Genomic DNA, 16,583 nt, shown 5'->3' with positions numbered 1-16,583 from the left:
GATATTTTCAGCCAGATGAAGCAGGATCCTGTTTGCGGTCACACATGGGTGAATGCTCCTGGACGAGGTGATTGTCCATAACATTGCTTACCCCGTCTGGTTGGTGTTGCAGGATCATTTGATGAATATGATTTTTGCGCAGCGGTTTCGTCATGTAGTAATCCAACCCCGCGGACAAGATGCCCTGGTCGTCACCGGCCATTGCATGAGCCGTCAAGGCAACGATCGGGACATGACGCCCTGTTTCGACCTCAATCCTGCGGATTTCAGTAGTGGCCTGTTTGCCGTCCATCTTCGGCATGGAAATATCCATGAAGATCAAGTCCGGGTCAAACTCCTGAAAGATCTCAACGGCTTCAATCCCATTGGAGGCAAATCGCAAGTCTATTTGCAGGTCTTGGACCATCTTTTTCAGGATCAGCTGATTGGTATGATTGTCTTCGGCCGCAAGTATCTTCATGCGCCTTGTTTCCAATACCTTGGTTTCTTCTTTGACAGAGACGGAACTTTGCTGCGTAGAACGACATTCTGGCGGCGAATTACCCCTGAGAGCCACGAGCCTGGAATACAACTCGGCCCTGGGGATCGGCTTCTGCAACACACCGTTGATCAGGTCGCGGGCCGGGTGCGTGTGGATCAGAGATGGATTTGCAGACATCACGATGACCGAGGCATCGCCCCACCCACGGTCTTTAAGGGTGATGGCCAGGTCCAATCCATCCATATCTGGCAGATTATGATCGCACAGGACAAGTTCAATTGCGTCATGCATTTCTGCCAGCGCCTCGGCTCCTGACGCGCAAACCGTCACTTCGGCCCCTAAACGGCCAAGTTGTTTCGCCAGAATAGCCCGGTTTACGGCCAGATCCTCGACCACCATGACGTGTTTCACGCAATCCGACAGTTTCGGAGGTTCCGGCTGTGGGCCTTCTGCCGTGGGCAGCGACACCCTGAACCCGAAACAGGATCCCCGACCCGGTTCGCTTTCAACCCAGACCGAACCGCCCATCATGGTGATCAGGCGCCTGCTGATGGCAAGACCCAACCCGGTACCTTCAAATTGACGATTGCGTTCATCTTCGACCTGATTGAACTCACCAAAAACGTGGTTGATCTTGTCCGCGTCTATGCCGATGCCGGTATCTTCGATGGCAACATGGATGTCGCATGTCTGAGCCTGGGAATGCGGAACGCCTGTCACACGGACCAGTACATGCCCTTCCTTGGTGAATTTGACCGCATTGCCCACCAGGTTGGTCAGAACCTGCCGTATTCGGCCGGGATCTCCTACAAAAAGGGTGGGCAGGAAAAGGTCGTAATCCACAAGCAAGGTGAGCCCCTTGTCACGTACGCTGTGTTGCAACAGCATCGCGACCTCAAGGATGCAGCACTCCAGATCGAAGGGTTCAGGGTGTAGAGTCAGTTTGTCCGCCTCGATCTTGGAATAATCAAGCACGTCGTTGATGATAACCAACAATGCCTCACCCGAGTTGCGGATCGTGTTGACATAGAGCCGCTGTTCTTCGTCCAGAGGAGATTCATCAAGCAATTCGGTCATACCGACGATACCATTCATCGGCGTGCGGATTTCGTGGCTCATATTGGCGAGAAAGGCTGATTTGGCCCTGTTGGCCGCTTCCGCCCGTTCTCGGGCAGCCTTCAATTCTGTTTCGTGCCGGACCGACGCGGTGATGTTGAGTGCCAGGCTAACCACGTCACCGCCGCTGCCACGCTGATCGATCAGGCGGATGAAGTGGCCGTTCCACAGTTGCATGACGATTGGAGGTGGACTGGAACGATTCCAGCGGGCCTGCATTCTGGCCTGCCATTCCTCGGCAGCTTCGTCGCCAATGTCTACAATTCCTTCGGTGGTCAGCAATTGCAGAATCCGCTGATAGGAAATCCCCGGTGCGACTTCATCCAGGCCTTCAAAAACACTTAGATATGCTGCATTTGCGCTGATAAGCCTGCTGTCGCCATCAAAGAAAGCAAACCCGTCCTGAATGGTCTGGATCGAATGCCACAGGCGGCGTTCAGCAATCTCGATCTTGGCATGGGCGACGGTAAGATCGGATTTGACCTTTTCGTTTTCACCGCGGACAGTTTCAACTTCGGCCTGAGTTTCACCAATACGCCTGGTCAGCGCCATGGCGTGTTGGCCCAGTTTTCGATTTGCAGTCGAAAGTTCGGCCTGTTTCAAGGCAAGCATTCGTTCTGCTGCCAGACGCGCGCGCCGTTCCTGTGCCAGTTTGTTCGCAAGACTCATTATGATCGATTCCGGGACGTTCGGATTTCAGCATCGCGACAGAGAATGAAAAACTGTTTAAGCCGTTGCGCTACAGGCGCGCGCCATGCAAGGCTGAGCCCAAAGAGGAGGGCACCATGCGCCGCTTTGTTTATATTTCAATAACTTACATGATTTTTCTTCTGAACCTTCCCGCTGCGGTTCTGGCGCAGAGTGCGGTGCCTGAATTCCGCTATGTCGCCTCTCGGGACACGGATTTCTATGGCTCGGATCTGGATGCCTTGTTCGACACCGATTTGAAGTCCTGCATTCAGGCCTGCTCGGCCAACGCGCAATGTACGGCGTTCACCTATAATACCCGGTCCGATGCCTGCTTTCCCAAAATTGGCGTGAGCCGCCAAGAGACCTATCAAGGGGCTCTGTCTGCGCAAAAGGTGCCAGGCACTGAAAAGTCTCTAACCCTGGGAAAAACACGGGCTGAAACATTGAGCGCCCTGAGTTCTGACGATCTTGGTCGCGCAACAAAACAAGCCCGAGATTTGGGGTTCCTGCACCCGGCAGAAGGGTACGATCTGCAAGCCGTTCTGGATGCCGCGCGCGACGCGGGCAGTGTCACGCAGGCGATGCAGTGGACGGGTGTCGCCGTATCGCTCAGCGACACCCCGGATCTTTGGGTGGAATATGCGCGCCTGCTGCTGGCCATGAACCCTTCGGGTTGGAATGAGCGGCGCGATCTGCGCAATCGCGCGCTGAATGCGGCGATCAATGGCTATCTGCGTGCCGATGCTCCCGGCTCCCAGATCGCTGCCCTGATGATACTTGCAGAAGCCTTGGAAGAGGTTGAGCGCGGGCGCGACATGATCCCTGTTCTTCGGTTGGCCGAGCAGGTGCAACCGCGGGAAGACGTATTGGCCGCCTTGGACAACGCCATCGGTAAATATGGCTTCCGCGTGGTCGACAGCTCGGTCGAAAGCGATGCGGCTGCCCCCAGGATTTGTTTCGAGTTCTCGGAACCTCTGGTCAAGGCTGGGGTTGATTATGATCCCTTCGTTCAGCGTGACGCTGACGGGCTGGTCGTGCAGGCCGATGACAGCCAGCTCTGCGTCGATGGGGTTGCGCATGGCCAGCGCTATCGCCTGACATTGCGCGAAGGGTTGCCTGCCGCCTCGGGCGAAGCACTGAACCACAGCATTGAACAGACCCATTATGTTCGCGACCGGGCACCTTCGGTTCTGTTTCCCGGGCGCAGCTATGTCCTTCCGAATTCTGCGGATGCGGCCTTGCCTGTCGAAACGGTCAATGTGACAGAACTTGACCTGACTCTGCGGTGGGTCAGTGACCGGAACCTTTTGCGTGCCGTGCAACAGGACCTTTTCGGCCGTCCGCTCAGCGAATGGCAGGAAGAAGAATTCTCGGAAGAGATTGCTCAGGACATCTGGACGGGTACTGCCGAGGTTTCCAACCAGTTGAACCAGACCATGACGGCACGTCTTCCCATGGCCGAAGCGATCTTTGATCAACCTGCGGGTATCTATGCATTGACCGCCCGCGTTCCGGGAGCCGATCCCTATGACGATCCTGGTGCAACGCAATGGTTTGTTCTTTCTGATCTGGGGATCAGCACCGCCCTGGGCACTGACGGTCTGCACGTGACCGTGCGCGGGCTAAGCGATGCAGTACCGCGCGAAGGTGTCGAAGTTTCGCTGGTCTCAAAGGCGAACGCTGTCATCGCGACGGCGCGGACCGATGAAACCGGCTATGTAAGCTTCGATCCGGGCCTGACGCGCGGAAAAGGGGCCAGTGCGCCTGCTCTGGTGACGGCGGCAAGTGATGACAGCGATTTCAGCTTTCTCTCGCTGACCGATCCTGCCTTTGACCTATCGGATCGCGGCGTTGAAGGGCGCGCGCCGGCGGGGCCGGTCGATGTCTTTCTGACCACCGACCGAGGTGCTTATCGGGCTGGAGAGGTGATCCATGTCACTGCCCTGTCCCGCGATGGTAAGGCGCTGGCCATTGAGGGCCTGCCTCTGACTGCAATCCTGTATCGCCCGGACGGGGTGGAATACCGCCGGTCTGTCTCGGATGGCGGCGTTGCCGGGGGTCATATCTTTGCCCTGCCTGTGGCCGCAGACGTGCCGCGTGGCGCATGGAAGATTGAAATCAAATCCGATCCCAAGGGCGATGCACTGGCGCGTCAGACCGTGCTCGTCGAGGATTTCCTGCCCGAACGTATCGATTTTGACCTGACCTTGCCCGACGCACCCTTGCGCCCCGGCGATAGTCCACCACTCTCGATCGACGCGCGCTATCTGTTTGGTGCGCCGGGGTCTGACCTGAGCATCGATGGGCAGGTCATCGCGCGCCCGGCGGACACGGTTCCGGGCTACGGAGGTTATCGCTTTGGTCGCTATGATGCAGAGACCTCGATCAAGAGCACATATTTCGGTGACATGCGCACAGACACGGCGGGTCAAGCAACTGTGGCGGTCGAAGTCCCTGCATTAGAGACTGAAGGAAAGCCGATCGAGGTCGAGATCATCGCCCGACTGGCCGATGGCTCGGGCCGCCCGGTTGAGCGTCGCCTGACCGCGCCTGTCTTGCCGCCGCACCCTGTTATTGGCGTCAAGCCCCTGTTCGACGAGGTCATCCCGGAAGGCACGGAGGCTGCGTTTGAGATTGTCGGCCTTTCCCCTGACCTGACGCCCAGTCCGATGCGTCTGCGCTGGACGCTGAACAAGGTCGAAACGCGCTATCAATGGTACCAGCTGTACGGCAACTGGAATTGGGAACCAACTACGCGCCGCAGCCGTGTCGCCACTGGCGAAGTGGACGTCTCTACCGACCCTCTGACGCTGACACAGCCGGTGAAATGGGGGCGCTATGAACTGGTGGTGCAGCGTGTCGATGGGACGTATGCAGAAACCGCTATCGATTTCCATGCGGGCTGGTATCAGGCAGCCGATGCATCGACCACGCCGGACCGGCTTGAAATGTCGTTGGATCGCGACAGCTATCGCATCGGGGATACGGCGCAGTTGCGGATTGTACCGCGAATGGCCGGTGTCGCTCAGATAGAAGTCCTTTCGAACCGTCTGGTCCATCGCCAAATGGTGGAAGTGCCGGAAGGTGAAACTCTGATACCCATTGAGGTAACGAAGGATTGGGGCGCAGGGGCTTATGTCACCGCAACCGTGATCCGCCCAATGGATGTTGCAGCCGGTCAGAACCCGGCGCGGGCGATGGGTGTGGCCCATGCCAGCATCGATCCAGAGGACCACAAACTCTCAATAACTGTCGATGTGCCCGAGATCATCGCACCACGTCAGACGCAAAAAGCCCGTATCAGGGTCGAAAACGCCGCAGACAATGATCCGGTCTGGCTGACCCTGGCCGCTGTCGATGTGGGCATTCTGAACCTCACCGGGTTCGAAAGCCCGGACCCGCAAGGATACTATTTCGGGCAGCGTCGTCTGGGCGTTGATCTGCGGGATGTCTACGGGCGACTGATCGACGGCATGACCGGAGCCATGGGCACAGTGCGCTCGGGCGGCGACAGTGACAACGGGATGCGTCGCCAGTCTCCGCCGCCGACGCAAGACCTGATGGCCGTGTTCAGTGGCCCGGTCGAGATCGGTGCGGATGGTGAGGTTGAGATCGACATTCCCCTTCCCGCCTTCAATGGAACCGTCCGCCTGATGGCCGTCGCGTGGTCGCACAAAGCCGTCGGCCAGGCCGAAGTCGAAATGATCGTCCGCGACCCTGTGGTCGTCACCGCCAGCCTTCCGCGCTTCCTTGCCCCAGGGGATCAAAGCCGAATGCGTCTTGAGATCGTCCATGCTGATGGCACGCCCGGAGAAATGGCACTTGGCCTGACCGCCTCCAACGGTTTGGAACTGGGCGCGGCACCAGCCAGCTTTGTGCTGGAGGACGGTGGCAAGGCGGTTTTCGAGATCCCGATCACGGCCAGCGCCGTCGGCGATCCTGAAATCAGCGTGTCGATCACCACGCCTGATGGACGCGACCTGTCGCAAACCCTGCGGATGCCGGTGCGCGCCAATGATCCGGTGATTGCGCAGACGCGGCGTTTTGCCTTGGGCGCAGGCGACAGCTTCCTGTTTTCACAGGATGTGTTTGACGGGTTCCAGCTGGGCTCGGCCAAGGCCATTCTGTCAGCCGGAGCATTGGCAAAATTCGACACACCCGGACTGCTGGATCAGCTGAACCGTTACCCCTATGGCTGCACCGAACAGATCACCAGCAAAGCGCTGCCGTTGCTGTACCTGTCATCCGCTGCGCAAGCCTCGGGGCTGGGGGATGGTCCGGTGGTGGATCAGCGCATCGGCGATTCGATCCGCAGCATCCTGACCCGTCAGGCCGCGAACGGAGCCTTTGGCCTGTGGCGCGCAGGCAGCGGGGATTTCTGGCTGGACGCCTATGTGACCGACTTCCTGTCCCGTGCCCGCACTCAGGGACATCCCGTGCCAGACCGGGCTTTCGCTCAGGCAATGGATAACCTTCGGAACAGGGTCAATTATGCACCAGATTTTGACGAAGGCGGTCAGGACATCGCCTATGCCCTGATGGTTCTTGCACGGGAAGGCGCGGCCTCGATGGGCGATCTGCGCTATTACGCTGATGTTAAAGGGGATGCCTTCGACACCCCTCTGGCGGCGGCACAACTGGGCGCAGCTCTGGCCTATTATGGCGACCAGACCCGTGCGGATTCGATGTTCAACCGTGCCGCGCGAATGCTGGATTGGCAACAGAACCAGCAACAGAACGTCTGGCGCGCTGACTACGGCACCTACCTGCGGGATGCGGCCGGTCTGTTGACCCTTGCCGTGGGCGCAGGTAGCGAGGCGATTGACCGCGATGCTTTGATCCAACGGGTGAGCACAGGCCGCACGCCGCTGTCTACTCAGGAGGCCACGTGGTCGTTGCTGGCGGCGCACGAGCTTGTGTCTGACACAACGGAATCGGGCTTGATGGTCAACGGCGCGCCGGTTTCTGGTCCGTTTGTGAAGGTTCTGCAATCCGGACAGGCGGATGATATCAACATCATGGCCGCCGACGGTCAGGCGACGGATATCACCTTGACGATCACGGGCATTCCGGAATCTCCGCCGGAGGCGGGCGGCACCGGCTACGCGATCGAACGGCAGTACTACTCGATGGATGGCGATTTGATCGACGCAAACAGCTTTGCCGTGGGTGACCGCTTCGTCACAGTTCTGCAAGTAACACCGTTCGAAAGCGGCGGAGCACGGTTGATGGTGGACGATCCACTATCCGCCGGGATCGAGATCGACAACCCGAGCCTGCTCCGCTCGGGCGATGTGCGGGCACTCGACTGGCTGGACCTGTCCGACGCTACCCATACCGAGTTCCGTTCGGACCGGTTCCTGGCCGCCGTTGATTTGTCCGGTCGTGAGACGGTAACGCTGGCCTACGTGGCGCGCGCCGTAACGCCGGGCGTGTTCCATCATCCTGCAGCCTCGGTCGAAGATATGTACCGCCCGCAGAACCGCGCGCGTACGTCGACCAGGCAGGTTGAGGTTCAGTGATCAGCCTTGCACCATACCACTGCTTGGATGGCTGTCATGCCTAGGCGGTCGCGGCTTTTGTTTGCGCTGGCCGGAGCACTTTACCTCACGGCACTGGCGCGGGATGGTGTTGACCGCTGGGTCGACGCCACAACCCTCCCTCCCGTTCTGGCTGAAACTTCGGTCGAGATGCGAGACCGGAATGGCGACCTTCTGCGTGCATTTCCAGTCGAGGATGGCATCTGGCGACTACGCCCCGGCGCAGTCGATCCGAATTTCATCGCCATGCTGATCCGGTACGAGGATAAACGGTTCTGGACCCACGCCGGAGTGGACCCCATCGCGATGCTGCGGGCCGCTGGGCAAAGCCTGTGGAACGGGCGTAACGTGTCGGGTGGGTCCACCCTGACCATGCAGGTGGCACGGTTGATCGAAGATGGCCCGACCGGGCGCTGGAGCGGAAAATTTCGCCAGATCAGAGTCGCATTGGCGTTGGAGCGGCGCCTGAGCAAACAGCAAATCCTGAACCTTTATCTGACCCATGCCCCTTATGGTGGTAATCTGGAAGGACTCCGCGCCGGCACCCGCGCGTGGTTTGGAAAGGACGCCGCCCGGCTGACCCCTGCACAGACAGCCCTGTTGGTTGCGTTGCCGCAATCTCCGGAAGCGCGGCGTCCGGATCGTAACCCAGAGGCCGCCCGAGAAGCGCGTGACCGGGTGCTGCGCAGGCTTGAACGCCATAACGTCCTGACCGGTGTTGAAGCGCGCGTGGCTTTGACCGAAGCTCTTCCGGATCGGATGAATTCGTTTCCGCGCCTTGCACCACATCTGACTGACCGTGTGGCGCGGCAAGCACCCGCGATCCGAGCCTTCGACCTGTCGCTGGATGCCGGATTGCAGGCCCGGCTGGAAACCTTGGTGGCCCAGGCCGCCACCCGTGTCGGACCGCGCGTTTCCGGGGCCCTGATCGTGGCCGATCATCGCAGCGGCGAGGTTCTGGCATCGGTCGGATCTGCCGGGTATCAAGATGCGCGTCAGGGGTTCGTGGATATGACCCGGGCCGTACGGTCTCCCGGATCGACCCTGAAACCTCTGGTCTACGGGCTGGCCTTCGATCAGGGGCTGGCCCATCCCGAGACCCTGATCAGCGACAGCCCCGTCATGTTCGGTCGGTACGCGCCGCGCAATTTTGATGGCGCATTCCGTGGAGATGTCCGGGTGCGGGATGCATTGCAATTGTCGCTGAACATCCCCGTTGTGCGGCTGACGAATGAACTGGGGCCCGCTCGTGTGATGACGGCATTGCGGTTGGCCGGCTCGGAACCGCGTCTGAATGGTGGCACACCCGGATTGGCGATTTCTTTGGGCGGCGTGGGGTTGAGCCTGCACGATCTGGTTCAGGTTTACGCCACTCTGGCGGCTGGTGGCACAGGCCCGATCCTGTTTCACGATACGCTTGCGGAGGCGCGGCAAACTCACCGCGTTCTGTCAGAAACCTCTGCTTGGCAGGTTGCGGACATTCTGGCCGGGGTTTCGCCACCGGCGGGCAATGCAACAGGGTCGCTTGCCTACAAAACCGGCACATCTTATGGCCACCGCGATGCCTGGGCCATCGGCTTTGACGGGCGGCACGTCATCGGGGTCTGGCTGGGACGGGCTGATGGAACGCCTGTTCCCGGTGCATTTGGGGGCGATCTTGCCGCGCCGCTTCTGGCCGAGGCTTTCAACCTGTTGAAACCCGACCTCACGCCCCTGCGTCCACCGCCGCCCTCGACCCTGCTTGTCGGCGCTGCCCAATTGCCGCAACCTTTGCAGCGATTTCGCCCCCGCACAAAAGCTTTCGAAGATGATCCTTCCGCGCCGGACTTGCTGTTTCCTCCCAATAACGCTGTGTTAGAGACATTCGGAGCACCTTTGACGGTCAAACTGCGTGGCGGCGTCGGACCGTTTTCCGTACTGGCAGATGGAGTGCCCTTGCTGACCGGGCAGCGGCAAAGAGAGTTCAAAATCCCCAATCCGGGGGCCGGTTTCACCTCACTTGTAGTGGTGGATTCTCAAGGTCAGTCCGACAGGGTCGCAATCAGGATCGATTAGCGCCGACCCTCACGCAGCCAACCTCCCAACAGGAAACCACCTGCCAACAGCAAAACCAGCCAAGGAGGCAGCAGCCCCGCTTGGGTCACATCCCTTGTCTCGTAGGCATCACGTGGCGTCAGACCGATCCAGCCCCGACCGGCCGCTGGACGCCCGGCGCGCACGTTTCGGATCGACGGCAATCCATCTTCCAGCCGGATCACGCCGCCACGCATATTGGCCAGAACCGGTTCAAGGATATCCCCTGTAGCGATGGTGCGTTCAAATTCCTTCGGCGCGGCGGGACCAAGGCCAATCACGGCCGTGTGGTCGCCTTCCTGCAAACGATAAAGACCAATCTCGGGCCCATAGTATAACGCTTCGAACCGCCCCGGAGAGACCTCTTGCAAAGTGATTTCCAGCGTTTCGCCGTTCGGGCGCGTCACAGTCACCGGACCCACGTCATCCCCAAGCGTCTGTCGAATGATGCGCATGGATTGTCCGTTGGCTTCGGCCCACAGCGCCTCTTCCTCAAGTTCGGGTTCCTTCATCATCCAATGGGCCAACCTGCGCAAAAGCTCCAGTTGTGGGCCGCCACCTTCAAAGCCGCGACTCCACAGCCAGGCATGGTCCGAAGCCAGCATTGCAACACGCCCCTTGCCCACGCGATCCAGAACCAGCAACGGGCGTTCGTCAATGCCTGTCATCAGTACCTCGCCCGAGCGATGGTTCACATCAATCTGGCGCAACCAGGCGCCCCAATCCGCGGGATCGCCAAGATTTGTTGTCACCGGATGGCGCTGACCTAACTCGCTGACCATCGGCACATAACGTTCCTCAAAGACACGCGCGGAAGGTTGAGCAGGCAATATCGGTGCCAGCGGCGACCGGAAAATGCTATCTGCACTTGCGAAATCGGGACCAGCAGCAATCAGAACTGCGCCGCCATCGTTGATATAGTTGGTGACATTGTCCAGGTAGATCGCCGGCAGGATGCCCCGCCGCTTGTAGCGGTCGAAGATGATCAGGTCGAAATCGTTGATCTTTTCCAGAAACAGTTCACGCGTTGGGAAAGCGATGAGTGACAGTTCATCGACGGGCACGCCGTCCTGTTTCTCGGGCGGACGCAGGATGGTGAAGTGCACCAGGTCTACGGAACTGTCGGATTTCAGCAGGTTACGCCATGTGCGCCCACCGGGATGCGGCTCACCCGAGACCAGCAACACGCGCAGGCGATCCCGAACGCCGTTCATCTGGATCAGCGCGGTATTGTTGCGGTCGGTCAACTCACCTTCGGCCTGAGGCACGGAAAACTGGATCACATTGCGCCCGCCATGCGGCAGAGTGACAGGCAGTTCTACGTCCCGACCGATTGGAATACTCAGCTGCTGCGGCTCGCCACCATCCACGGAAATCTCCAGCGGCGCTGTCGCGGCACCCGCGGGGGCTGCTCCGCTGTCTTCAACGCGCAGGGTCAAAGTCACTGATTCTCCGATGATGGCAAAGGCAGGTGCATTTCGGACGATAAGCCTGCGATCCCAGTCGTCTGCACGCCCGGTTTGCAGAAGATGCATCGGCGCTGGCAATTCCGGGGCCTGATCAGCGTCATGCACAAGCCCATCCGATACCACCAGAATGCCTGCGATGCGCGCGCGCGGTTCTTCGGCCAGAGCTTCATTCAGGGCAGCCATGACCTGCGTGCCCTCATCCCCCTCACCGTCGCCGACCCGAATGCGGCGCAGTTCCGTATTATCTCGTGCCTCGATCTCAGCGGCCAGATCTTCGGCGGCTTGGGCGGTTTGCCGGGCCCGGTCCGAAAGTGTCTGGCTGGCACTTTCATCCTCGATCATCAAAACGATATCGGTCAGCCGAGCACGGTCTTCGATCTGATAGACCGGACCGGACAGTGCCGCGATGACAACCAAAGCTGCCAATCCCCGCAGGGCCCAGCCCGACAAGCCGCGCCACAAGGCCAGACCTACTCCAACAGCGGCAATCGCCCCCACAGCAGCCAAAAACGGCCACGGAATCAGTGGGTCGAATATGACGGTTCCGGTCATTGTCCCAACCTGTCCAAAAGTGCGGGCACATGGACCTGATCGGATTTGTAGTTCCCGGTCAGAACGTGCATCACAAGATTTACGCCAAACCGATTTGCCAGTTCGCGTTGCCGTTCCCCGGCATAGCCACGACCGACAGGCAACAGGGCCTGCCCGTTACGATCCACGGCCCAGGCTCCGGCCCAGTCATTGCCGCCGATAACCACCGGTGTCACATTGTCATTGAGGTTGCGGAAAGGCATCCCCTCGATCTGTTCTGCATCCCCGGGCGCAGCTTCGACCCAAACCTCGGTACCGGAATAGCGACCCGGGAAATCCTGAAGTAAATAGAATGTTCTGGTCAGGACATGATCGCGGGGAATCGGCTCTAATGCAGGGATATTCAGCGGTCCGGCCAGTTGTTGCAACCTGCGGCCATTCGGGCTGGATGCGCCAAAACCGGCGATGTCCGCATCACGCGTGTCAAACAGGATCATCCCACCCGAGCGCAGATATGCGTTCAGTTTGATATACGCCTCAGCTGAAGGTTGCGGCTGGTTCGGTGTAATGGGCCAATAAAGCAGCGGAAAGAATGCCAGCTCATCTCGTTCCAGATCAACGCCGATTGGGTCCGCCGGTTCGACGGAGGTGCGAAAGAACAGGGTTTGCGCCAAGCCCCGAATTCCGGCCTCGGCAATGTCGTCCACCTGCGCGTCACCCGTCAGCACATGCGCCAGCACAAGTTCTTGCGTTGCCGCCAAGGCGAACTCGGTATCTTCGGGCGTCTGCGCCTGTACTTCCGGCACCAGCAGGAAAGCTGCCAGCGCCGCAGCCGTCGTTCGGGCCAGACCCAACCTGCCCGACAGAGCCAGAGAGGCAATTACGTCAACCGTCAGCAAGATCAGTGCGAGGCTGAGCAACAGTCCACCAAGCGGGGTTTCCGTGCTGACCTCCTGCCCTTTGATCGGCACATTGGCGGGCCAGATCACCGGGCGCAGCTCGGTTTCTTCCGAGACCACGTTCAATGCCAGCTTCTGTTTGCCGCTTTCATAGAGACCCGGACGCAACTCTGGCCCGATCTGGCCCGAGATCAGCTGAACCCCATCCACACCTGCCAGCGTTCCAGCATCCGACAAGGCTCCAAACCCGTCCATGATCTGAACCGGTTCCCACGTGGTGCCCTGCAACTGCGCTTCTTGCCGCGATTTGGCTGCTGAGGCCACGGCCAAACGATCCAGCATCTCGACGAACAGGCCTGACAGCGGCAGGCTGGACCATTCGGCATCCGCAGTGACGTGAAACAGCACTACCTGCCCAAGCCCCAGTGCCTTGCGCGTCACCAACGGAGTCCCGTCGGACAGCGAAGCAATCACGCGATCCGCAAGATTAGGGTCTGGTTGGGCCATGACTTGTGTCGAGACAACCACGTCATTCGGGATAGCCAAGCCGTAAAAAGGAGAGTTCTCAGGGAATGGAGCCAGCGTCTTGGCTTCACCCCAGCTCATCGCGCCGCCGACGGATCGCCCACCGCTGCGCAGCCGCGCCGGTAACAGGGTGTCTTCGGTGTCCCGCCCCAGATCGCTGGCCGCCATGCGCGGACCGGCAAAACGCAGCAGCAGACCGCCCTGTTCGACCCATTCGATCAACGCGGCCTTTTCCGGTTCCGACATCTGCGCCACGTCCGACAGGGCGATCACATCCGGGTTGGCGGGCAGAACCTCAAGCAGGCCGCCATCGACAAAATCCGCGGTCGGGATCAGGACCTGTGTCAGGTAATGCAGAGGCGACAACAGCTCCAGCCCTTCACGGTTGAGGGTTCCGGCAATCAGTGCAACCTCGCGCCGACGCAGACTGTCATCGGTCAGGGTCACGGCCCCGGCGGACCTTTGGCCCTGAATCTCAAACCGCGTGATACGGGCGCGCAACTCCGACGGCAGTGCCAAATCGACCTGCGCCGTGGTTTCGCCGGCTTCAAGGGTCAGCTCAACATAATGCAACACCCGAGCCGTTCCCGCCGGATCACGTCCTTGCGCCAAAACCGTCACACGGTCTTCCGGTCCGGGGCCTGCACGCTGTACGGTCAATTGGATCAGCCCGTCCTGATAGGCCGCTGGCAGGATCGCAACGGGCCGAGACGCCGCCTGATAGACCGTCACTTCACCGCGCGCCTGCAAGCTTGAAACCAGTTCAGCGTGGTTTGAATAATTCAACCGGTCACTGAACCAATGGGTATCAAACCCGCCCTCAACGGCGTTCAACGCGGCAATGGTCTGAGCAATCTGATCCGCATTCGGCTGCCAGGGGTGAGGGGTCAGTCCGGGTAAACGCCCCTGCCATGCCTCTGCGGCCTGAAAAACAGGTGTTTCCGGCTCTGTCAGGCGCAGAATCGCAATAGTTCGGCCCGCGCGCCCGGCTTCGGACAATTGTGTTTCTATCTGGTCCAGTGTCGCCGGCCAGCGCGTGGCACCGGCCCAACTGGCATCCAGAACCAGCAGAAGAGGCCCGGTTCCGGTTTCATCCCGAGATGGGTTCAGGACCGGCCCTGCCAGCCCGAAAATGATCGCAGCAGCAGCCAACATCCGCAGCAGCAGCAACCACCACGGGGTACGGTCCGAAACGCTTTCGTCATCCTTCAGACCCAACAAAAGCGTCACCGCCGGGAACATCCGGCGGATCGGCGCGGGCGGTACGGCCCGCAGGATGAGCCACAGGATCGGCAGGGTCAGAAGACCCAGCAAAACCCAGGGCGCGGTAAAGCCGATGCCCGCCAGAACCGTCATCGCGTTCCCCCGTCCAGCGCACGATAGAGCCACAACAGAGCCGCTTGCGCACTATCACCGGTATGATGCAGGCCCAGTTGCCAGCCCGTCGCTCGGCATAACTGCGTCAGCGCGTCCTTGCGGCGCGCGAGGCGTTCCAGATAACGGTCCCGTAACTCTGCGGCCTTAAGCGTTTCATGTCGGACAGAACCGCCAACGCTTTCGAAAACGGTGCGGCCACGGTAGGGAAACGACTCTTCGCTCGGGTCCAGCACCTGCAGAACCACGCCGCGCACGCCACGGTCGGCGGCTTTGGTCAGGGCCAGTTCGACTTCGTCCATGGGACCAAGAAAATCAGAGATGAACACGGCGCGGGCATGAGGGATCATGGCACGGTGTTCAGGCGGGGCGTAATCCGTTTGATCATCCTCGGACCAGGCCTGCGCCAGCCGGATGATCTGCGCATTGCCGCGCCGGGGCGGCAAGGTCGTGCCTGTCAGGCCGACACGTTCACCGCCGCGCACCAGAAGGATCGAGGTTGCCAGCCCCAACAGGCGGGCGCGATCCGCCTTGGTGGGCAAGGTTATGTCGGACGCAAACCGCATCGAAGCCCCCTGATCGACCCAAAGCATCATGGATTGCGCGATCTGCCACTCCCGTTCACGTACAAATTGCTGATCCCCACGAGCCGAACGGCGATGATCTATCATGCGACGGCTATCGCCGATCTGGGCCGGGCGGTATTGCCAAAAATCATCCCCCATACCGGACCGCCGTCGACCGTGGTCGCCCAGCAAAACAGTACCTGCCAAATGCTCTGCCCGCGCCAACAGGGGCGGCAGCCGTGATGCCTCGGCTTCAGATCTTTCACGAAGGGTCAGCGCGGCATTCACGCCGCTGCCTCGGTCCGGATCAGTCCAACAGCGGTCGTGTCGATCAGATCAGCGAGACTGTCACCGCGCGCCCGTGCCGCAAAGTTCAGTGCCATCCGATGGCTGAGCACCGGGCGCGCCATGTCCAGAACATCTTCGGCATTGGGTGCCAGACGTCCCTGCAACATCGCACGCGCCCGCACCGTCATCATCAGCGCCTGCGCTGCACGAGGACCCGGGCCCCAGGCCACGGTTTCGGCAACCCGCTCGGATACTCCTGTTTCTTCAGGACGGAAGGCTCGGACCAGATCAAGGATCAGTTCAACGACGGATTCTCCGACAGGCATCCTACGCAACAGGACCTGCGCAGCCAGCAACTCTTCCTTGCTGAAAATCTGATGCGCTTCCTCTTCTTCAACCCCGGTTGTGGCCAGCAGAATATCCCGCTCGGTCTGACGGTCGGGGTATTCGACATCGATCTGCACCAGAAATCGGTCAAGCTGAGCTTCGGGCAGCGGATAGGTGCCCTCCTGTTCAATCGGGTTTTGCGTTGCCAGCACATGGAACGGTGTACCCAATGAACGATCCTCACCCGCTACGGTCACTGTACGTTCCTGCATCGCCTGCAACAGCGCCGACTGGGTCCGTGGACTTGCCCGGTTGATCTCGTCCGCCATCAACAGCTGACAGAAGATCGGGCCGGGAATGAAACGGAAATGGCGGCTGCCATCGTCGGCAGTATCCAACACCTCAGAGCCCAGAATATCGGCGGGCATCAGGTCGGGCGTGAACTGAATGCGGTTGCCATGCAGGCCCATCACCGTTGACAGGGTCTCGACCAGACGCGTTTTGCCCAACCCCGGCAGACCGATCAGAAGGGCATGGCCGCCACACAAAAGCGCGGTCAGAGTCAGGTCCACGACCCTCTCCTGCCCGATGAAGCGGCGGGTGATCGAGGCCTTGGCCTCTTGCAGCTTGTTTTCCAGCGCTTCGATCTCGGCTACGAGGTCGGCAGGTTCGGTCATGACTTTCCCTTCCGTGGACTATTATGA

General features: G+C 60.1%; 7 protein-coding genes. 2 read left to right on the top strand and 5 right to left on the bottom strand.

The annotated features are described in order from the left end of the window. Positions 1–7: 7 nt before the first annotated feature. Entirely contained in the window at positions 8–2,266 is a 2,259-nt protein-coding gene (locus tag AC2FJB_RS14035; protein ID WP_496718863.1) for a response regulator, read from the bottom strand. A gap of 116 nt (positions 2,267–2,382) precedes the next feature. Between AC2FJB_RS14035 and AC2FJB_RS14030 the strand changes: the two genes are divergently transcribed. Both AC2FJB_RS14030 and pbpC read left to right on the top strand, forming a co-directional pair. Continuing rightward, positions 2,383–7,809, top strand: coding sequence for an alpha-2-macroglobulin family protein (locus AC2FJB_RS14030; protein ID WP_496718862.1), 5,427 nt, complete (start codon positions 2,383–2,385; stop codon positions 7,807–7,809). 36 nt (positions 7,810–7,845) lie between these two features. Beyond that, positions 7,846–9,882 carry a penicillin-binding protein 1C gene (pbpC, locus tag AC2FJB_RS14025; protein ID WP_496718861.1) on the top strand — a complete coding sequence of 679 codons (2,037 nt, stop codon included), beginning with the start codon at positions 7,846–7,848 and terminating at the stop codon, positions 9,880–9,882. On the opposite strand, the gene AC2FJB_RS14020 is transcribed toward pbpC, so the two are convergent. From AC2FJB_RS14020 to AC2FJB_RS14005, 4 genes are read right to left on the bottom strand one after another with little or no spacing between them, the layout of a single operon-like run. After that, on the bottom strand, positions 9,879–11,921 hold the full coding sequence (locus AC2FJB_RS14020; protein WP_496718860.1) for a hypothetical protein: 2,043 nt from the start codon (positions 11,919–11,921) through the stop codon (positions 9,879–9,881). The genes pbpC and AC2FJB_RS14020 overlap by 4 nt on opposite strands. Beyond that, positions 11,918–14,680: a DUF4159 domain-containing protein gene (locus AC2FJB_RS14015; protein ID WP_496718858.1), complete on the bottom strand. Its 2,763-nt coding sequence runs from the start codon at positions 14,678–14,680 to the stop codon at positions 11,918–11,920. The genes AC2FJB_RS14020 and AC2FJB_RS14015 overlap by 4 nt, the downstream gene beginning before the upstream one ends. Next, a complete protein-coding gene (locus tag AC2FJB_RS14010) occupies positions 14,677–15,552 on the bottom strand; it encodes a DUF58 domain-containing protein (protein WP_496718857.1) in 876 nt (291 codons plus the stop codon). The genes AC2FJB_RS14015 and AC2FJB_RS14010 overlap by 4 nt, the downstream gene beginning before the upstream one ends. Further along, positions 15,549–16,556: an AAA family ATPase gene (locus AC2FJB_RS14005; protein ID WP_496718855.1), complete on the bottom strand. Its 1,008-nt coding sequence runs from the start codon at positions 16,554–16,556 to the stop codon at positions 15,549–15,551. The genes AC2FJB_RS14010 and AC2FJB_RS14005 overlap by 4 nt, the downstream gene beginning before the upstream one ends. Positions 16,557–16,583 lie beyond the last annotated feature (27 nt).

Source organism: Ruegeria sp. CDSC085 (assembly GCF_059610465.1).
Note: the sequence above shows the minus strand (reverse complement) of the source record. Positions and strands in the feature narration are given on the sequence as shown.

Bases quoted from the DNA above. Each gene is read 5' to 3' on its own strand.
- AC2FJB_RS14020 (WP_496718860.1), bottom strand. From the start codon at position 11,921: ATGACCGGAACCGTCATATTCGACCCACTGATTCCGTGGCCGTTTTTG.
- AC2FJB_RS14005 (WP_496718855.1), bottom strand. From the start codon at position 16,556: ATGACCGAACCTGCCGACCTCGTAGCCGAGATCGAAGCGCTGGAAAAC.
- AC2FJB_RS14030 (WP_496718862.1), top strand. From the start codon at position 2,383: ATGCGCCGCTTTGTTTATATTTCAATAACTTACATGATTTTTCTTCTG.
- pbpC (WP_496718861.1), top strand. From the start codon at position 7,846: ATGCCTAGGCGGTCGCGGCTTTTGTTTGCGCTGGCCGGAGCACTTTAC.
- AC2FJB_RS14015 (WP_496718858.1), bottom strand. From the start codon at position 14,680: ATGACGGTTCTGGCGGGCATCGGCTTTACCGCGCCCTGGGTTTTGCTG.
- AC2FJB_RS14035 (WP_496718863.1), bottom strand. From the start codon at position 2,266: ATGAGTCTTGCGAACAAACTGGCACAGGAACGGCGCGCGCGTCTGGCA.